The 16,696-nt window shown below is 63.4% G+C and carries 15 protein-coding genes; 6 read left to right on the forward strand and 9 right to left on the reverse strand.

Annotated elements, in window-relative coordinates; all coding sequences use genetic code 11:
• Positions 1–2 precede the first annotated feature (2 nt).
• Both ribB and IVB22_RS31615 read right to left on the reverse strand, forming a co-directional pair.
• The gene (gene ribB / locus IVB22_RS31610; RefSeq protein ID WP_247521081.1) at positions 3–1,079 is read right to left on the reverse strand and encodes a 3,4-dihydroxy-2-butanone-4-phosphate synthase; all 1,077 of its coding nucleotides are present in this window, start codon (positions 1,077–1,079) and stop codon (positions 3–5) included.
• 254 nt (positions 1,080–1,333) lie between these two features.
• Complete coding sequence (locus IVB22_RS31615; protein WP_247521082.1) at positions 1,334–3,061, reverse strand: cation:proton antiporter; 1,728 nt, start codon at positions 3,059–3,061, stop codon at positions 1,334–1,336.
• A gap of 58 nt (positions 3,062–3,119) precedes the next feature.
• Between IVB22_RS31615 and IVB22_RS31620 the strand changes: the two genes are divergently transcribed.
• Positions 3,120–3,488: a DUF3124 domain-containing protein gene (locus tag IVB22_RS31620; protein WP_247521083.1), complete on the forward strand. Its 369-nt coding sequence runs from the start codon at positions 3,120–3,122 to the stop codon at positions 3,486–3,488.
• A 53-nt stretch (positions 3,489–3,541) separates the two neighbouring features.
• On the forward strand, positions 3,542–4,786 hold the full coding sequence (locus IVB22_RS31625) for a PLP-dependent aminotransferase family protein (RefSeq protein ID WP_247521084.1): 1,245 nt from the start codon (positions 3,542–3,544) through the stop codon (positions 4,784–4,786).
• A gap of 74 nt (positions 4,787–4,860) precedes the next feature.
• Here the strand turns inward: IVB22_RS31625 and IVB22_RS31630 are convergent, their stop codons facing one another.
• On the reverse strand, positions 4,861–5,733 hold the full coding sequence (locus IVB22_RS31630) for a tripartite tricarboxylate transporter substrate binding protein (protein ID WP_247521085.1): 873 nt from the start codon (positions 5,731–5,733) through the stop codon (positions 4,861–4,863).
• 151 nt (positions 5,734–5,884) lie between these two features.
• On the opposite strand from IVB22_RS31630, the gene IVB22_RS31635 reads away from it, so the two are divergent.
• The gene (locus IVB22_RS31635; RefSeq protein WP_256467479.1) at positions 5,885–7,576 is read left to right on the forward strand and encodes an FAD-dependent oxidoreductase; all 1,692 of its coding nucleotides are present in this window, start codon (positions 5,885–5,887) and stop codon (positions 7,574–7,576) included.
• A gap of 7 nt (positions 7,577–7,583) precedes the next feature.
• Positions 7,584–8,462, forward strand: a complete 879-nt coding sequence (locus tag IVB22_RS31640) for a DMT family transporter (protein ID WP_247521087.1) — start codon at positions 7,584–7,586, stop codon at positions 8,460–8,462.
• Between the two features lie 10 nt (positions 8,463–8,472).
• Here the strand turns inward: IVB22_RS31640 and IVB22_RS31645 are convergent, their stop codons facing one another.
• The gene (locus IVB22_RS31645) at positions 8,473–9,753 is read right to left on the reverse strand and encodes an amidohydrolase family protein (RefSeq protein WP_247521088.1); all 1,281 of its coding nucleotides are present in this window, start codon (positions 9,751–9,753) and stop codon (positions 8,473–8,475) included.
• A 377-nt stretch (positions 9,754–10,130) separates the two neighbouring features.
• On the opposite strand from IVB22_RS31645, the gene IVB22_RS31650 reads away from it, so the two are divergent.
• Positions 10,131–10,367 carry a hypothetical protein gene (locus IVB22_RS31650; protein WP_247521089.1) on the forward strand — a complete coding sequence of 79 codons (237 nt, stop codon included), beginning with the start codon at positions 10,131–10,133 and terminating at the stop codon, positions 10,365–10,367.
• Positions 10,368–10,452: 85 nt separating this feature from the next.
• On the opposite strand, the gene IVB22_RS31655 is transcribed toward IVB22_RS31650, so the two are convergent.
• Entirely contained in the window at positions 10,453–11,625 is a 1,173-nt protein-coding gene (locus IVB22_RS31655) for an acetyl-CoA C-acyltransferase (protein ID WP_247521090.1), read from the reverse strand.
• Between the two features lie 283 nt (positions 11,626–11,908).
• Here IVB22_RS31655 and IVB22_RS41440 point away from each other — a divergent pair, with 283 nt between their 5' ends.
• Positions 11,909–12,037: a hypothetical protein gene (locus tag IVB22_RS41440; protein ID WP_256467480.1), complete on the forward strand. Its 129-nt coding sequence runs from the start codon at positions 11,909–11,911 to the stop codon at positions 12,035–12,037.
• 36 nt (positions 12,038–12,073) lie between these two features.
• Here the strand turns inward: IVB22_RS41440 and IVB22_RS31660 are convergent, their stop codons facing one another.
• The 4 genes from IVB22_RS31660 to IVB22_RS31675 form a co-directional block, all read right to left on the reverse strand.
• Complete coding sequence (locus IVB22_RS31660; protein WP_247521091.1) at positions 12,074–13,009, reverse strand: tripartite tricarboxylate transporter substrate binding protein; 936 nt, start codon at positions 13,007–13,009, stop codon at positions 12,074–12,076.
• Between the two features lie 74 nt (positions 13,010–13,083).
• The gene (locus IVB22_RS31665; RefSeq protein ID WP_247521092.1) at positions 13,084–14,121 is read right to left on the reverse strand and encodes a Gfo/Idh/MocA family protein; all 1,038 of its coding nucleotides are present in this window, start codon (positions 14,119–14,121) and stop codon (positions 13,084–13,086) included.
• A gap of 66 nt (positions 14,122–14,187) precedes the next feature.
• Entirely contained in the window at positions 14,188–14,628 is a 441-nt protein-coding gene (locus IVB22_RS31670) for a heme-binding protein (RefSeq protein WP_247521093.1), read from the reverse strand.
• 181 nt (positions 14,629–14,809) lie between these two features.
• The gene (locus tag IVB22_RS31675) at positions 14,810–16,396 is read right to left on the reverse strand and encodes an alkaline phosphatase (protein ID WP_247521094.1); all 1,587 of its coding nucleotides are present in this window, start codon (positions 16,394–16,396) and stop codon (positions 14,810–14,812) included.
• Positions 16,397–16,696 lie beyond the last annotated feature (300 nt).

Below are 16,696 nucleotides of genomic sequence, written 5' to 3' on the forward strand. Positions count from 1 at the left end.
CGCTAGTCTTCAAGCCGCTCGCTGGAGACGATCTCGATGCCGAAACCGGATAGTCCCTTGTAATCGTGCACGGAGGACGTGAGGTTGACGATCGAAGTGATGCCGAGATCGCGCAGGATCTGGGCGCCGACGCCGACTTCACGCCATTGCCGGTTGCGATCGGCCTCCGCCGATTTCTGTTCGCCGACCGGCTCGACGGGAACTCCGGCCGCGCCGTCGCGCAAGTACACCAGCACACCGCGGCCGGCTTTCTCGAAATGGTTCAGCACGATCTGCATGCGCGCCTGGCCGGTGAAGAGATCCTTGACGATGTTCGGCTTGTGCAGCCGCGTCAGCACGTTCTTGCCGTCGCCGATGCCGTTATAGACGAAGGCGGCATGCGCAATCTCGTCGAACGGCGAGCGATAGGCATAGCCCTGCAGCGGCCCGATCGGGCTGTCGGTGGTGAAGGTCGCGACCCGCTCGATCAGCTTCTCGCGCGCCTGACGGTAGGCGATCATGTCAGCGATCGTGACGTGCCTGAGCTTGTGGGTGGCGGCGAAGCGTGCGACCTGCTCGCCCTTCATCACGGTGCCGTCGTCGTTCATCAACTCGGAGATGACGCCGACCGGCGGCAGGCCGGAGAGCTTGCAGAGATCGACGGCCGCCTCGGTATGGCCGGAGCGCAAGAGCACGCCGCCGTCGCGGGCGATCAGCGGAAAAATATGACCGGGCCGCGCAAAATCATTGGCGCCTGCATTGGGATTGGCGAGCGCGCGGCAGCAGGAGGCGCGTTCGTCCGCCGAAATGCCGGTGCCGCCATCGGGCTTGTAGTCGATCGAGACCGTGAAGGCGGTGGTGTGGTTGGACTCGTTGTGCGCCACCATCGGATCGAGCCGCAGCCTGCGGGCGTCGTCGGTGGTGATCGGTGCGCAGACGATGCCGGAGGTGTGACGGATGATGAATGCCATCTTCTCCGCGGTGCAGAGCGAGGCGGCGACGATCAGGTCGCCCTCACCCTCCCGGTCGTCATCGTCGGTGACGACGACGAGTTCACCCTTGGCAAACGCTTGCAGAACTTCCTGGATCGTATCGGCCATTTTCTCTGGATCTCGTGATGTGCAGCCAGTGCATTAGCCGGACTCAATGTCCTGCGCCAGCGTCAATACGCAGGGCGGAACGCGTCCGCAGGCATACCAGAATGCCAGCCCGTAGCCCGGATGGAGCGAAGCGCAATCCGGGGATGTCGACCCGGTCTGCGAAAGTCCCCGGATTTCGCGGAGCCTGTCATCGGGCGCGCGTTCGCGCGACCCGTTGGCTCCATCCGGGCTACGCACGCTACGCAGGCCCATTTCTACGGCAGCACCTCGCGGCGCTCGCTGAGCAGCGTGTCGGTCTCGGCGCGCTTGTCTTCCAGGAGCCCGGCCTGGGCCGCCTCGATCACCTTGTAGAGCTCGTCGGCGTCGCTGAGCCTGGTCACCGTCACGTAGTCGGCCCCCGCCTCGTAGAGATCGTTGACGTTGGCCAGGATCTCCGCGGTCGCGACGATTTTCGCGGTCGGGTTCAGCGAACGGACATGCCGGACCAGCTTTTCGTTGTCGGCGCCTTTCAGCAGCGAGTCCGGAATGCTGAGGATGATCAGCTCGGCCTTGCCGACGCCTGCATGCACCAGCGTATCGACGCTGCTGATGTCGCCATAGACCACGTGCATGCCGCGATCGGTCAAGGTCCGGAACACCAGCGGATTGAAATCGATCACGGTGATCTGTTCGAGAACCGCCGGACTGCGCCGCTCGATCTCGCTCAACAAGGCGCTGGCCGCGCGGAAGAAACCGAGAATGACGATCCGACGCGCCTCCCCGTGCCCGCCCTCGTGACCGGCGTCGCCCTCATGCTTGTGATCGAGATCGCGCAAGCCGAGCCGCTTCAAGGGACCGATCAGGCTGCGCGTGACCTGGTCGCTGCGGCCCATGACGAAGGTGCTCAGGACCGCCAGCACCACGAAGGCGAACGAGGCCGCACTCGACGTCTCGGTGCTGATATGGCGCGCCGCAACGCCGGTCTGGATCACGACCAGCGAGAATTCAGAGATTTGCGCCAGATTGATCGCCGGCAGCAGGCTCGCGCGCAGGCCCTGCTTCATCAGATAGAGCGGCGCGAACGTCGTCACCATGCGGCTGACGACCGTAAAGGCGGCAATCATCAGCGCCAGCCCGATCACCGATGCTCCGGGGATCGGGATCGTCATGCCGAGCGAGACGAAGAACAGCGTGATGAAAAAGTCGCGCAGCGTGGTCACCTTGGCAGTGACGTCCAGCGCATAGGGGAATGTCGACAGCGAAACTCCCGCCACCAGCGAGCCCATCTCGCGCGACAAATGCAGCCTCTCCGCGATTTCGCCGATCAGAAAGCACCAGGCCAGCGCGCCGAGCAGGATCAGTTCCGGCCGGCGCGCGATCTGGTGGAACAGCCATGGCAGCACATAGCGACTGAGCACCAGCGCGGTCGCCACCAGCACGCCGACCCGGGCGATCGAGAGCAGAATCACGCTGATTTGCAGATTATCGAGGCTCGGCTGCACCGCCAGGAACAGGATCGCGAAGATGTCCTGCAGCACCAGCACGCCGAGCGTGATCCGCCCCGGCAGCGTGTCGAGTTCGCGCTTCTCGTACAGCACCTTGACGATGATGACCGTGCTCGACAGCGCGCAGGCAACGCAGAGATACAGCGCGTCGAAATGGCCGTTGCCCATCGACAGCCCGATCCCGACAAAGAACAATATTCCGAGCAGGACGCCGCCGACCAATTGCCCGCCCGCGGCAAACAGGATGACCTTGCCGGCGCGCACGATCTTCTTCAGGTCGATTTCCAGCCCGATCATGAACAGCATGAAGATCAGGCCGAGCTCGGAGATGACGTTGATCGACTCCTCGGACTTGACCCATTTCATGCCGAATGGACCAATGATAAACCCGGCGATAAGGTAGGCCAGGATCAGCGGCTGCCGCGAAAAATGCGCCAGCAGGCCGAGCCCCCAGGCGAACAGGATGCATAAGGTGATATCGCGAATAAGTTCGTGCATTGGTCCGATCTTGCCCCTACCCCAACCTAGAGATCCCGGCGCAGGGGTCAAACAAGCAATGTGTCACAGCCATGGAAAGGGGGCTTTTCTCGCGATTCTGGCTGCACTGTCGATACTATATTCCGCCGCCGCAGGCGCGCAGACCGGGGCCATCGAACAGAACTTCGCCGCCTCCCTCACCGCGTTGCCCACAGAAAATCTCGCCGTGTCAGGCGCATTCTACGTGCCGGTCTATTCCAGCGTCTCGATGAGCCAGGGCAAGCTGCGGGCGGATTTTTCGGTCACGCTCAGCGTCCACAACGCATGGGCCGCCACGAGCGAAATCGCCGAACCGACGGTGGAGGCGCTGATGGTCGGCGGCGTCGGCGCCGGGCATTATGCCTTCATCAGCCAGGGCGGCCGATCCGGATCGTCAAGAACTAGCTAGCCGGAAGGCCGCCGGCGGCCTTCTCAACGAAAAACAAAACGGAGTGAATATCCATGTCTACCGCAACCCCCTTCGATTTCGCGCCATTGCTGCCAGCCGGATTGCCGGCGCCGGCCGCGCGGTGGACCGGTCTTGCCAGATACAGTTTCGTCGGCGGCAACAATGATCCCGACCAGGTTCCGGTCGATGGGCTGATCGAGGCGGTCAGTGCCGTGCTCAGGCGCGAGGGCCAGACGCTTGCGACGTACGGGCTTGCCAGCGGACCGCAGGGTTATCGTCCCCTGCGCGAATTCCTCACCGCGAAACTCAAGCGCGATGCCGGCATCGCCTGCATCGCCGACGACATCATGATTGTCTCGGGTTCGTTGCAGGCGCTCGACCTCGTCAATCAGACCCTGCTGGCGCGCGGCGACACCGTGCTGGTCGAACAGGAGACCTATCAGGGCGCGCTGACCCGGTTGACGCGGCTCGGCGTCAAGGCGGTCGGCATTCCCCTTGACGATCAGGGCATGCGGATGGACGCGCTGGCGGCCGCGCTCGCCGACCACAAAAGCCGCGGCATCACGCCGAAATACATCTACACCATCCCGACCGTGCAGAATCCGACCGGGTCAATCATGCCGGAGACGCGCCGCGCGGAGATGCTGAAGCTGTCGCAGCAATATGGCGTGCCGATCTTCGAGGACGATTGCTATGCCGACCTGATCTGGAGCGGCGAGCGCCCGCCCGCGATCCACGCCATGAGCAAGCATGGCGGCGTCATCCACATCGGCTCGTTCTCGAAATCGATCGCCCCCGCACTGCGCGTCGGCTTCATCGTCGCCCCCTGGGAAATGATGTCGCGGATGCTGGCGCTGAAGACCGACGCCGGAAGTGGCGCGCTGGAGCAGATGGTGCTGGCGGAATATTGCGCGCCGCATTTTTCCACCCATGTGCCAAAACTGACGCGCGGCCTGCGCGTAAAGCTCGACACGCTGATGGAAGCGCTCAACGAGCAGTTCGGCACCGCGGCCGAGTTCGAAGCGCCCGAAGGCGGCATCTTCCTGTGGGTAAAACTCCCCGACAATGTCGACACGCTAAAACTCTATCAGGCCGCGCTCGCCGCAGGCGTCGCGATCAATCCCGGACCGGAATGGTCGACCGACAAGACCTATGCCGGCAGCCGGTTGCGGCTGTGCTTCGCCAGCCCCTCGCGCGAACAGATCCGCGAGGGCGTCGCCGTGCTAGCCGAAGTCTGCCGCAAGGAGTTCGGCGTGCCGGAACGGATTGCGAATGTGGAGAAGCGCGCGCAGAGCTGAGTTCGAGCCGGGCTTCTCTGGTCGCAGGATCGTCGCATCGAGCGGGACAACCTGCGACCTCGAGCCTCAGCGATTCATTCGCTCTTGATCCCGGCCTCGGCGATCAATTTCCCCCATTTCGCGCTTTCGCTCTGGATGAATTTTGCAAAAGCCTCGGGCGAGGTGGGTGCAGGTTCGGCGCCGAGAACGCGGATTTTCTCGATCGCGGCGGGATCGCTCAACGCCTTGACGAAGGCGGCATTCAACGTGCTGATGATTTCGGGCGGCGTGCCGGCGGGCGCGACGATCCCAAACCAGCCGACGGATTCGAATCCGCTCAGACCCTGCTCCGCCAGCGTGGGAACGTCGGGCAGGAAGGCGACGCGCTTGGCGGCGGAAACCCCGAGCGCCTTCAGCTTGCCGTCGCCGATCAATTGCTTGGATGCGGGGATATCCAGCACCGCCAGCGGGACGTGGCCGGCAAGAACGTCCGTTGTCGCCGGCGCGGTGCCGCGATAGGCGATCAATTGAACTCCGACGCCGGCCTTCTGGTTGAACAGGGCCGAGGTCAGGTGCATCGCCGTTCCGTTACCGCCATGGCCGATCGACAGGCCCTGCGGTTGCGCCTTGGCCTTGGCGATGAGGTCTGCGACCGAGGCAATGGCCGACTGTGGCGAGGACACCAGCACGAACGGGATTTCCGCCAGCAGCGTGACCGGCGCGAGATCCTTGACCGGGTCGAACGACATCGCCGCGCGATTGAGGTGGGGATTGACGGTCAGCACGCCGGCCGCGGCCACGCCGAGCGTGTATCCGTCAGGCGCGGCCTGCGCCACGGCCGCGATGCCGATATTGCCGCCTGCCCCTGCCCTGTTCTCGATAACGATCGGCTGACGCAGCGTCTCCGACAGCAACGGCTGAAGGGCGCGGATCACGATATCGGCACTGCCGCCGGGCGGAAACGTCACGATGATCTTGATCGGTTGATCAGGATATGCGTTTGCTGCTTCAATCGCCGATAACGACAGCGACAAGGCGGCAACAAGGGCCCCGATTAAGGCTCGCCGGATCGACGGAAACATGCAGGTCCCCCGATGATTTTTTTTGTGGCTGTCAGTTATGCATGATCGTCCCAGCGCAGCAAGCGACAAGGCCGCGAGCCAGACGATGAAGACCCGCGTTTTCGTGGTCGGCGCCGGTCCGGTTGGCCTCACGCTCGCGATGGACCTCGCGCTGCGGGGAATTTCCGTCACTGTCGTAGAAACGCGCGCCGCCGGGGAACCGCCGAGCGTGAAGTGCAACCACGTGTCGTCGCGTTCGATGGAGATTTTCCGCAGGCTCGGACTGGCGCAGAAGCTGCGCGACGCGGGATTGCCGGCCGACTACCCGAACGATTGCTCCTACCGCACCACGGCAACGGGCATCGAGCTTTCGCGCATCCCCATTCCCTGCCGGCGCGATCGCTATACTGCCACCGGCGGACCGGATACCGAATGGCCGACCGCCGAACCGCCGCACCGCATCAACCAGATTTACATGGAACCCGTGCTGTTCGCGCACGCCGCTGATATCGACGGGCTTCAGATTCTGAATCGCACCGCGTTCGAGGATTTCAGCGAAGGCCATGACGGCATCGTTGCGACCGTCCGGAACCTCGACACCGGAACCGCCTTGCAGATTCACGCCGATTTCATCGTGGGCTGCGACGGCGCACGTTCGCTCGTTCGCAAGGCTATCGACGCCAATCTGCAGGGAACGCCGATCATCCAGCGCGTGCAGTCGACCTATATACACGCGCCCGGCCTGCTCGCCCTGATGGACCAGCCCGCCTGGATGACGCTGTCGCTCAATCCGCGACGCTGCGGCACGGTGGTCGCGATCGACGGCCGCGAAAAATGGCTGATCCATAACCACCTCAACCGCGAGGACGAGACCTTCGAATCTGTCGATCGCGACACGTCGATCCGCGCCATCCTCGGCGTCGGCCCCGATTTCGAATACGAGGTGCTGAGCAAGGAGGACTGGGTCGGCCGCCGTCTCGTCGCCGACCGCTTTCGCAAGGGGCGTGCATTCATCTGCGGCGACGCCGCGCATTTGTGGATGCCCTATGCCGGCTACGGCATGAATGCCGGGATCGCGGATGCGACCAACCTCGCATGGCTGCTTGCCGCCTATCTGGAAGGATGGGCCGACATCGCCATCCTCGATGCCTATGAGGCCGAGCGCCTTCCCATCACCGAACAGGTGTCGCGCTTTGCCATGGACATGGCGGGCAAGGTTTTGAGCCAGCGTCGCACCGTCCCCGATGAAATCGAACAGCCGGGGCCGGAGGGCGACGCCGTCCGCAAGCAGGTGGGACAAGCGGCCTATGACCTGAACGTGCAGCAATATTGCTGCGCCGGCCTCAACTTCGGCTATTTCTACGATCGCTCCCCGATCATCGCCTATGACGGCGCCGAACAGCCGGGTTTTACGATGGCGGATTTCACGCCGTCCTCGACGCCGGGCTGCCGGCTTCCGTTCGCGAAACTGGCCGACGGACGGCCGGTCTATGATGCGCTCGGGCCGGGTTACACGCTGGTGCGTTATGATCCGGATGTTGCGGTTGCGCCATTGACTGACGCGATGCGCAGCAACGGCGTCCCGTTCGACATCGTCGATATTCCTCCGGCGCAACCGCCCAGCGGCCACAAACTCATCCTTGCGCGCACCGATCAGCACGTCGCCTGGCGCGGCGACGCGCTCCCCGACGATCCAGCGCACCTCGTCGACAAGCTGCTCGGCCGAAGCTTCAACCTCAGTCTGGGTTGATTCCCTTATGGCGGAGGTACCCTCCCAGCATCGCTTGGGCATTGCCCTTGTCGTCGCCGCCGCCATCGCCTGGAGCACAGCGCCGTTCTTCACACGGCTGCTTCCCTATGACTCCTGGACCATCCTGTTCTGGCGCGGATTGTTCGGCGGCGGCATGATCATGGTCTTGATGGTGCTGTTGCAGGGTCGTGCCGCCTTGCGCGATTTGACCAGGATGGACAAGAACGGCTGGCTCGTCGCATCGTTTTCGGCATTGGCGATGATCGCCTTTATCCCTTCGCTGCAGCTCACGGATGTATCCAATGTCGCCATCATCATCGCGACGGGTCCCTTCCTCGCGGCGGCGCTTGCCTGGATATGGCTGCGGGAAATCCCCCACCTGCGAACCATGCTGGCGAGCATCGTGGCGCTCTGCGGCGTCATGATCATCGTCGGTAACGCACGCGCCGGCTCCGACGTCATCGGTATAGCCCTCGCCTGCTTCATGGCGCTGGCGATCGCGGCGATGACGGTCATGGTACGGCGGCACAAGAATACATCGATGGTCGCGGCTGCCGCGATGTCGAACATCCTGGGCAGCGTTATCAGCATTCCCTTCGCCCACGGAATAGCTGCGATCACCAGTTTCGACCTGCTCATTCTCGCGATGTTCGGATGCTTTCAGGTCGCCATAGGCCTCACGCTGTTCTTCCTCGGCTCGCGCCTGCTACCGTCCGGCCAGGCCGCCCTGATCTCGACGCTGGAGACGCCGCTGATGCCGTTCTGGATATGGGTGGGATTTGGCGAGGTCCCGACGCTGCGGGTTCTCGCCGGCGGCGCCCTGGTAATGGGCGCCGTCATCGCTGACATCATCGGCGAAAGCCGCACGCAGCGGCCACCAGGTTGAACCGGCAGAACTACCGCACCGCGAACGGCGCCTGGTATGGCCGGCCGAACGGCACGCCATTGATCACGGTCTGCACGGGTTTAAGCAACAGCTTGCCCTCGCGCTTGTTGTTGCGGGTGTCGACGAACGAGGTCTGCGCCTCCACCAGTTCCATGATCGCGACGTCGCCGGGCGCGCCGATCTGCAGCGTGCCGATCTTCGGCGCACGGTTGATAATTTTCGCAGGCGTCACTGTCGCCGCCGCCACCACCTGCTCCAATGAAAGGCCGAGCGGGATGAACTTGCTCATCACGTTCGGCAAGTAAGGCATGCCCGGCGAGTTACCAGAGAAGACGTGGATGTCGGAGGAGATCGTATCCGGCGTACAGCCGCCTGGGATCGCCACCTCCGCCACCGTGAAGTCGAAACTGCCGCCGCCATGGCCGACATCGAACATCACGCCGCGCTGCTTGGCGGATAGCGCCGCCGGCAATAGTTTTCCATCCTGCACGATGTTGGTGAAGACGCCGGCGATATTCGGCGCGCCGGAATAGCAATGGGTCAGCACGTCGCCGGGGCGCAGCAGATCGAGAATCTCCGACATCAGCTCTTTGGTCTCGACTCCGCCGATATGCACCATCATCTTGGCCGGCCAGCCGCACATCTCGCAGGCCTTGATGGCGCGCTTCAGCGGCTCGAGGCCATGCCTGGCGATGACGTTCTCCGACATCCGCACTTTCACGCCGAGCAGGAAATCCGGATTTTCCGCCAGCGCCATCGCGCAGGCTTCGACTTGCGCATAATCGATGTTGTAGAGTTCGGCGACCGGGAAGCCGGACAGGCCGTTGTTGGCGATGTGGACGAAGGCGTAAATCCGCGCCCGCGATTGCGCCACGATGTAGCGGCGTAGCGCGGCGATATTGTTGACGCCGGCGTCGCCCGCCGACACCACCGTGGTGGTGGCCTGCGCCTGTACCAGTTCGTCGGCGGGAATGCCGATCGCCGAGCCGTAAGGGTAGACGTGGGAATGCAGATCGATCAGGCCGGGCGTCACCAGCTTGCCGGAGGCATCAATGGTCTTGGCGGCGCGGGCGGCCGGGATTTCGTTCTCGACGGCCTCGATCACGCCCCAGCGAATGCCGATGTCGCGTTTTCCGCGCAGCGACTGGCTCGGGTCGAGCACGTCGCCACCCCTGATCACGAGATCGAACTTGTCGTTCGGTCCCATCGCAGCATGGGCGCGGCCGGACGCGGCGGCGATAGCAGCCGATCCCGTCACCTTAAGAAAATCACGGCGTGAAAACCCGGTCATCGCAGCGCTCCCCCTGATATGATTTTTATCTGGTGATGATGCGCCGGGCTCCGGCGTTCCGCAAGCAGGGCGTGCATCGTCCCACGCAAAGCCAACGGTGGCGCCGATGATCCCCGAGTGGGCAGACCAGCGGTCCACCGGCGTCCATACCTCCGTAGGATGGGTGGAGCGAAGCGATACCCATCAATGCCGGTGCGCGTGATGATGGGTATCGCTTCGCTCCACCCATCCTACGAAACTACGGGCTAGCCTAAAGTCGAACGACGCCGCAGCGCGATGCACGCATCTGAACAGGCGTTCAGAATTCTCTTGAGATTCCGCGGGAACGTTCCCTTGGGTGTGATGTTCTATCCTCGCTCAATTGGAGGAGTTTTGGAATGAAGAGGCTTGGATACGTTATTGCCGCACTCGGCGCGATCATCTTCGCGGCCCCGTCGATTGCGGACGCCCAGACCGTCGTGATCAAACGTGGCGGTCACCATGCGGGTCAGCACCACCACCATCATCACGGCGCACGTGCCCACTACAGGTCGCATCGCGACCGCGGCTACCATCGCGGACATCGTCACGGTCATCGCGACAGGGTCGTGATCATCAAGAAGCATCGCTACTGAGGCCGACACCTCAAACGGAAAATGGCTCCTTGCGGGAGCCATTTTCTTTGTTGCGATCCGCCTGTTGGTTTAAGCGCGGAAGACCTCAGCTATAGATCTCGAACAGGCCTGCACCGCCCTGGCCGCCGCCGATGCACATCGTGACGACGCCCCACTTGGCCTTGCGCCGGCGGCCTTCCTGCAGGATGTGGCCGGTGAGACGCGCGCCGGTCATGCCGAAGGGATGGCCGATCGCGATCGAGCCGCCATTGACGTTGTACTTCTCGGGATCGATCCCGAGCTTGTCGCGCGAATAGAGGCACTGGCTGGCGAAGGCCTCATTGAGCTCCCAGAGATCGATGTCGTCGATCTTCAGGCCGTGGCGCTTCAACAGTTTTGGCACGGCGTAGATCGGGCCGATGCCCATCTCGTCCGGCTCGCAGCCCACCGCCGCCCAGGCGACGAAACGGCCCAGCGGGTTGAGGCCGCGCTTCTCGGCATCCTTGGCTTCCATCAGCACGACTGCCGCCGCACCGTCCGAGAGTTGGCTGGCATTGCCGGCGGTGACGTATTTGCCGGGGCCCTTAACCGGCTCGAGCTTGGTGAGGCCTTCCATGGTGGTCTCGGGGCGGTTGCACTCGTCGCGGTCGACGGTGTAGTCGACGATGCTCTCTGCTTTCGTCGCCTTGTCGACCACCTTCATCTTGGTCTTCATCGGGACGATTTCGTCCTTGAACTTGTTGGCCTGCTGGGCGGCCGCCATGCGGCGCTGCGATTCCAGCGAGTACTCGTCCTGGTATTCGCGGCTGAGCTTGTAGCGCTCGGCGACGATATCGGCGGTGTCGATCATCGCCATGAAGATGTCGGGCGCGGCCTTGAGCAAATCAGGATCGATCGATTCCTTGGGCGAGCCGCCGCCGGGGATCGAGATGCTTTCGACGCCGCCGGCGACGATGCAGTCGGCGCCATCGGAGCGGATCGAGTTGGCGGCCATTGCAATGGTCTGCAATCCCGACGAGCAGAAGCGATTGACGGAAACGCCCGCGGTCGACTTCGGCATGCCGGCAAGCAATGCGGCCTGACGGCCGATATTCGGCGCGCCATGCGCGCAATTGCCGAGATAGCAGTCTTCGACATATTCCTTCTCGACGCCGGCGCGCTCGACGGCGTGCTTGATGGCGTGGGCCGCCATCGACATCGGCGGGGTAATGTTGAACCCGCCGCGGCCGGACTTTGCCAGCCCGGTACGTGCATAGGAAACGATAACAGCTTCACGCATTTTGAAGACCTCCCTTTGATGCGGCCAGTATGGACCGGAGCCCAGCCCGTGTGTAGCGAAAACCCGAATTCCGGCGGACGGAAAAGAATTCCCCTCGCGAAGCCGGCCCAGAGCCGGGAATTACACAACGCCTGTGCTTCGGCAAGGCCGTGGCGGCCTTCCGGCGGTTGCAGGCGCGCGACGAAAGACGCATGGACAGGCTATTTCACTGAGCGAAATTGATCGCTATTAAAATCGCCCGCGTGCAAGGTGGGGAACAATCGGGACCAGGTCAGGGGGTGCGATGGTAAAGGCGTTGCGACAATGGCTGGACAACCATGAACTGCCTGCGATCATCACCGCCGTGCTCGGCGTGGTCGTGACGATTTCCGTACTGATGGTGGCGGTCGGTTATCTCGTGGCGAGGCAGTGAGCACTCCTCGCCGACCCACCGCTTCGGCTCAACGCTTCATTTCCCGGTTCCGGCCGCAGCAAGAATGGGTGACCAGCGTGCGATCTCGGACCGAACAAAACGGTCGAATGCAGCCGGGTTGCGCTCGTCCTTTGCCGGTATCGAGCCGCCGAGCTGGGCAATCCGCTCGCGCACGGCATCCTCATCAAGCGCCCGGTCGAGCGCATCGGAAAGCCTGGCGATGATTTCGGGCGAAACCCCCTTCGGCGCAAACAGTCCGGCCCAGACGCTCATCTCGTAGTTGATGCCGGCCTCCCTCGCGGTCGGAACACTTGGCAGCGTTTCGAGGCGTTTCGCAGCAGAGGCCGCGAAGGCCTTGACAGAGCCGGCCAAAACCGACTCCGCCACGCTGACCGACTGCTCGCACATGAAATCGACGTGACCCCCGACCAGATCGTTCAGCGCCGGGCCTGAACCGCGATAGGCAACAAGCGCCGGCTTCGCGCCGATTTCCGCCGTGAACAGCAGGCACGCCATATGCGAGGACGCGCCGATGCCGCCATGGGCCTGCTTCACCGCGTCACCCCGTTGCCGCAGCGCTGCAACGAATTCCTTGAGGTCCTTTGCCGGGAAATCCTTCCGCGCGATAATGACTGCCGGGGAATGGGCGGTGAAGCCGATCGGCACGAAATCGGCAACGGGATCGTATTTGAGGTTCGGCGTGAGCACCGGAGCTGCGACATGCGAGCCCATCGCCGCGGCAAGCAGGGTATAGCCGTCGGGCGCGGCGGCCGCTACGCGGGCGCTGCCGACCGTGCCGCCGGCGCCGCCGACGTTCTCGATGATGATGGATTGCCCGAGGATCTTCGACATCTGGTTGGTGACGATGCGCGCAACGACGTCACTGGCGCCTCCCGGAGGGAACGGCACGACCACCGTGATCGCTCGGGAGGGATAGTCCTGCGCGCGCACCGGCCCCGCGATGCCGGACAATACTATCGCAACCGCGCAAGCTCTCCAAAGACAAGCTTTCCAGACACACGTGCCAGGTTTCATAACGCGCGCTCCTATCCGTGCTGCTGCGCCGTCACATTTTTCACGTCACCGTTCAATATTTGGGCAATCTCGACCGAACGTCCCTCACGCGCCGAGAGAATGCCGGCGCGTACCACCGCGAGCGACCGCGTCGCGTACTCGCCCCCGACTTCGTGCCGGCCCTGCCCGCGAACTGCGGCCGCAAACTCCTCCAGCTCCTCGACCAGGGTGTCATTCTCAGCACATGGCACCACCACCGGCGTGGTCTCGCCGCGCTTGAGCAGGCGAAGCCCGTTGTGCAGATCGTAGTAGGCGGTGGCGTCCTTGCCGTAGACATTCATCAGATAGTATTCGGACGCCGAGGCGTAGCTCGCGTTCAGTGTGGAGAGCGCGCCGTTCTCGTGCTCCAGAATCAGGCTCGCGACATCCGGATTGTCGCCGGGCAGCACCAGTTGCGCCGCTTGTCCGCGCACCGCATGGATCGGCCCGATCAAATATTCCAGGACGTCGATGTAGTGGATACCGATCTGCAGCATCACGCCGCCCGGCATGCCCGCGGCCTGGTAGCGCCAGGAGGTGAGATCGACCTTGCCGAGGCGATCGCGAGAGATGTTCGCCTCGGCGTTGACGAGTTTGCCGAACCGGCCGGCGTCGATCTGCTGCCTGATCCAGCGGAAATGGCTCTCGCGCCGCCGCTGGTAGCCGAGCGCCAGGACCACGCCGGCCTTGCGGCAGGCCTCGGTGATGGCGCGGCCGTCCGAGATGCTGTTGGCGATCGGCTTGTCCAGAAAGACGTGCTTGCCGGCGGCTGCGGCCGCGCAGGTCGTCGCCAGATGCACATCGTTCGGCGTCGTGTTGATGATCGCCTCGATCTCGGGATCGGCCAGCAGCGCCTCGTAGCTCGCGGCCGGCCGGCAGCGGTATTTTGCCGCGAAATTTTGGCGTTTTTCATCAGACCTTGTGTAGCAGCTGCGGATCTCGAGCTTGCCGGAGCGCTGGATGGCATCCGCCAGAACGTCGGACCACCATCCCATCCCGATACAAGCCACGCGGAGCGGATCGGCACTCATCCCTTTGCCCTCCCCAACACTTCCTACCAAGGCCGAGTTCGTCGGCCGGCCTCGGTCCCTGCTATGTCATTCCCAATTCGCGCCGATCGACTCGACGGCTATCTTGGCGATCCGCAAATCGGTCTCCCAATCACCGCCGCTGACGCCGACACCGCCGATACATTCGCAGTCAACCAGCACCGGCACCCCACCTTCCATGGCCGTCCACCGTTCCGGTCCGGCGGCGAGCGCAAGTCCGATCGCATGGCTGACGTCGAGATCCTGGCCGGCCGCGCCTTTGGCCGTGGTCGGGCGGCGGTTTGACGCGGCGCAAACCGCCTTGGTGGTGCAGGAGTGCACGGTATGGAAGCGGCCGCCGTCCATGCGTTCGATCAGGATCACATGCCCGCCGGCATCCACGATCGCACAGCAGATAGCGATGTTGGCCTGACCGGCCAATTCGAGCGCCGCAGCCATGATCCTCTTCGCGCCCTGATGCGTCAGGCGCTTGCTCTCGGCGACAAACATGGCAGCGCTCCGGTCGGGAGGGACATGCGAATTGTGCGCCACCGCAACGCTTCCTTCAAGAATTAATACGCAACTTCCAGATGCGATTTTTCAGCCCACGCGTCGGTAAGCGGCGAAGCCTAGCCAGACTATGCGGCGCGAACATGGAGGGGTTGAGCCGGGGGCTTCCGAAACGAACGCGTCAGATATGCTGCGCCATGATCCGGCCGGGCCGCGCGTCCGGACGGGGCTCGATATCGACCGACCACAGGTCGCGGTTGTCGACGTCCTTTAGCGTCACGGTCATCACTTCGGTCTTGCCGTCGATATCGACGCGGCCGAAAAACTGCAGGCCGAAACAGGGGGCGAGATTCTCGCCCTGCTCCGCGCTGCAGCCCTTCTGGAACATCGCTTGCGGCCCGAACGTATTGTCGAGCGGGGCCGGCGCCCAGGTGCCCGCGTGTAAGGGGCCGGAGACGAACTCCCAGAACGGTTCAAAATCCTGAAACGCCGCGCGGTTCGGATCGTAATGATGCGCGGCTGTGTAATGCATGTCCGCGGTCAGCCACACCGTGTTGCGGATGCCGGCGCGCTTCATGAACGACAGCAGATCGGCAATCTCATGCTCGCGCCGCTCCGGCGGGCCGTCGCCGAGCGCAATGCCATCCTCGCTGAAGAGGCCGATCGGCATGTCGGCGGCAATCACCTTCCAGGTGGCATCGGAGGCTACCAGTTCGCGTTTCAGCCAGGCCAGTTGCGCCACGCCAAGGATGCAGGTTTCGCTATGATCGTCGCGCTTGTTAAAGGTGGAATCGCGGTAGCTGCGCATGTCGATCATGAAGACGTCGAGCAGCGGGCCGTAGGCGATCTTGCGATAGATGCGGCCGTCCTGCGTCGGCGTCGCGCGCATCGGCATGAATTCATGGAACGCGCGGCGCGCCCGCGCCACCATCAGCGAGCTGCCGTCCTCGGCATAGCCGGTCTCGTCGGCGGTGCCGATCGGCGACCAGTCATTGGTCACCTCGTGATCGTCCCATTGCGCGAACATCGGCACCTCGGCGTTGAAGGCGCGCACATTGTCGTCGAGCAGATTATATTTGTAGTTGGCGCGGAACTGTTCGAGGCTGTGCGCCACCACGGACTTCTCTTCGGTGACGATGTTGCGCCAGACGCCGCCGTCGGGCAGTTTCAGTTCACGTTCCACCGGACAATCGGCATAGATGTGGTCGCCGGAATGGATGAAGAAGTCCGGTCGGTTGTCGAGCATGGTGCGGTAGGTCCGCATGCCGCCGCGCGAGGGATCGATGCCCCAGCCCTGGCCAGCGGTATCGCCCGACCACACGAACGAAATATTGCTCCGCGCGGTGGGCGCGGTTCGGAAATGCCCGACCTGCGTCTCGCCTTCGATGCCGCTCTCGCTGATGTCGTCGAAGCGCACGCGATAGAAAATGTCCTGCCCCGCCGGCAACCCATCGAGCAGAACTTTTGATACGAAGTCGCTGCCCGGCAATGCATCGGCGGTAACGGAGCGAATGATTGTCTTGAAGCTCTCGACAACAGAACATTCGACCTGCATCCGCGCCGGCCGGTCGGCGCGCGCCCAGATCACCGCGGAGTTGGCCGAGACGTCGCCCGATTGAATGCCGCTCGCGATGAGAGGCCGGTCCGCGGCGCGGCTGAGGTAAGGTCTGGCGAGGCTGCCGAGACCGGCAACGGCGAGTGTTGCCGCGGAGCGGACCAGCAATTGACGCCGGTTAACGGCTTGCCCGGCGCGTATCGCAATCGGCATCGAAGCACCCTCGTCGAATCACGACAAAGGTGTGCCCGTTGAGTTTGACTCCACGTCTAAGGTTTTACGACAGGTGGATGACGCGATGGGGGAATCGGAGGGTGGCAAAGCGCAGCGTGCCCACCATCTCTCCGAGTTCGTTGGCGTCAATGGTGGGCACGCGGAACCTGTCATCGGGCGCGCATTCGCGCGACCCGTTGGCTTTGCCCACCCTCATATGGGGATTTGTGAGTCAAGTCCTTTGACGGGCTTGGGTTGGGTTTGGCAGGGCGCGAGGGCGGCGCGCGAAGCCATGCGAAG

The organism is Bradyrhizobium sp. 190 (assembly GCF_023073415.1).
GTDB lineage: Bacteria > Pseudomonadota > Alphaproteobacteria > Rhizobiales > Xanthobacteraceae > Bradyrhizobium.

Excerpts from the sequence above, each read along its gene's own strand:
- IVB22_RS31635 (WP_256467479.1), top strand. The coding sequence starts at position 5,885 with ATGCATGATCGTCCCAGCGCAGCAAGCGACAAGGCCGCGAGCCAGACG.
- IVB22_RS31640 (WP_247521087.1), top strand. The coding sequence starts at position 7,584 with ATGGCGGAGGTACCCTCCCAGCATCGCTTGGGCATTGCCCTTGTCGTC.
- IVB22_RS31645 (WP_247521088.1), bottom strand. The coding sequence starts at position 9,753 with ATGACCGGGTTTTCACGCCGTGATTTTCTTAAGGTGACGGGATCGGCT.
- IVB22_RS31655 (WP_247521090.1), bottom strand. The coding sequence starts at position 11,625 with ATGCGTGAAGCTGTTATCGTTTCCTATGCACGTACCGGGCTGGCAAAG.
- IVB22_RS31670 (WP_247521093.1), bottom strand. The coding sequence starts at position 14,628 with ATGTTTGTCGCCGAGAGCAAGCGCCTGACGCATCAGGGCGCGAAGAGG.
- IVB22_RS41440 (WP_256467480.1), top strand. The coding sequence starts at position 11,909 with ATGGTAAAGGCGTTGCGACAATGGCTGGACAACCATGAACTGCCTGCG.
- IVB22_RS31620 (WP_247521083.1), top strand. The coding sequence starts at position 3,120 with ATGTGTCACAGCCATGGAAAGGGGGCTTTTCTCGCGATTCTGGCTGCA.
- ribB (WP_247521081.1), bottom strand. The coding sequence starts at position 1,079 with ATGGCCGATACGATCCAGGAAGTTCTGCAAGCGTTTGCCAAGGGTGAA.
- IVB22_RS31675 (WP_247521094.1), bottom strand. The coding sequence starts at position 16,396 with ATGCCGATTGCGATACGCGCCGGGCAAGCCGTTAACCGGCGTCAATTG.
- IVB22_RS31615 (WP_247521082.1), bottom strand. The coding sequence starts at position 3,061 with ATGCACGAACTTATTCGCGATATCACCTTATGCATCCTGTTCGCCTGG.
- IVB22_RS31650 (WP_247521089.1), top strand. The coding sequence starts at position 10,131 with ATGAAGAGGCTTGGATACGTTATTGCCGCACTCGGCGCGATCATCTTC.
- IVB22_RS31665 (WP_247521092.1), bottom strand. The coding sequence starts at position 14,121 with ATGAGTGCCGATCCGCTCCGCGTGGCTTGTATCGGGATGGGATGGTGG.
- IVB22_RS31625 (WP_247521084.1), top strand. The coding sequence starts at position 3,542 with ATGTCTACCGCAACCCCCTTCGATTTCGCGCCATTGCTGCCAGCCGGA.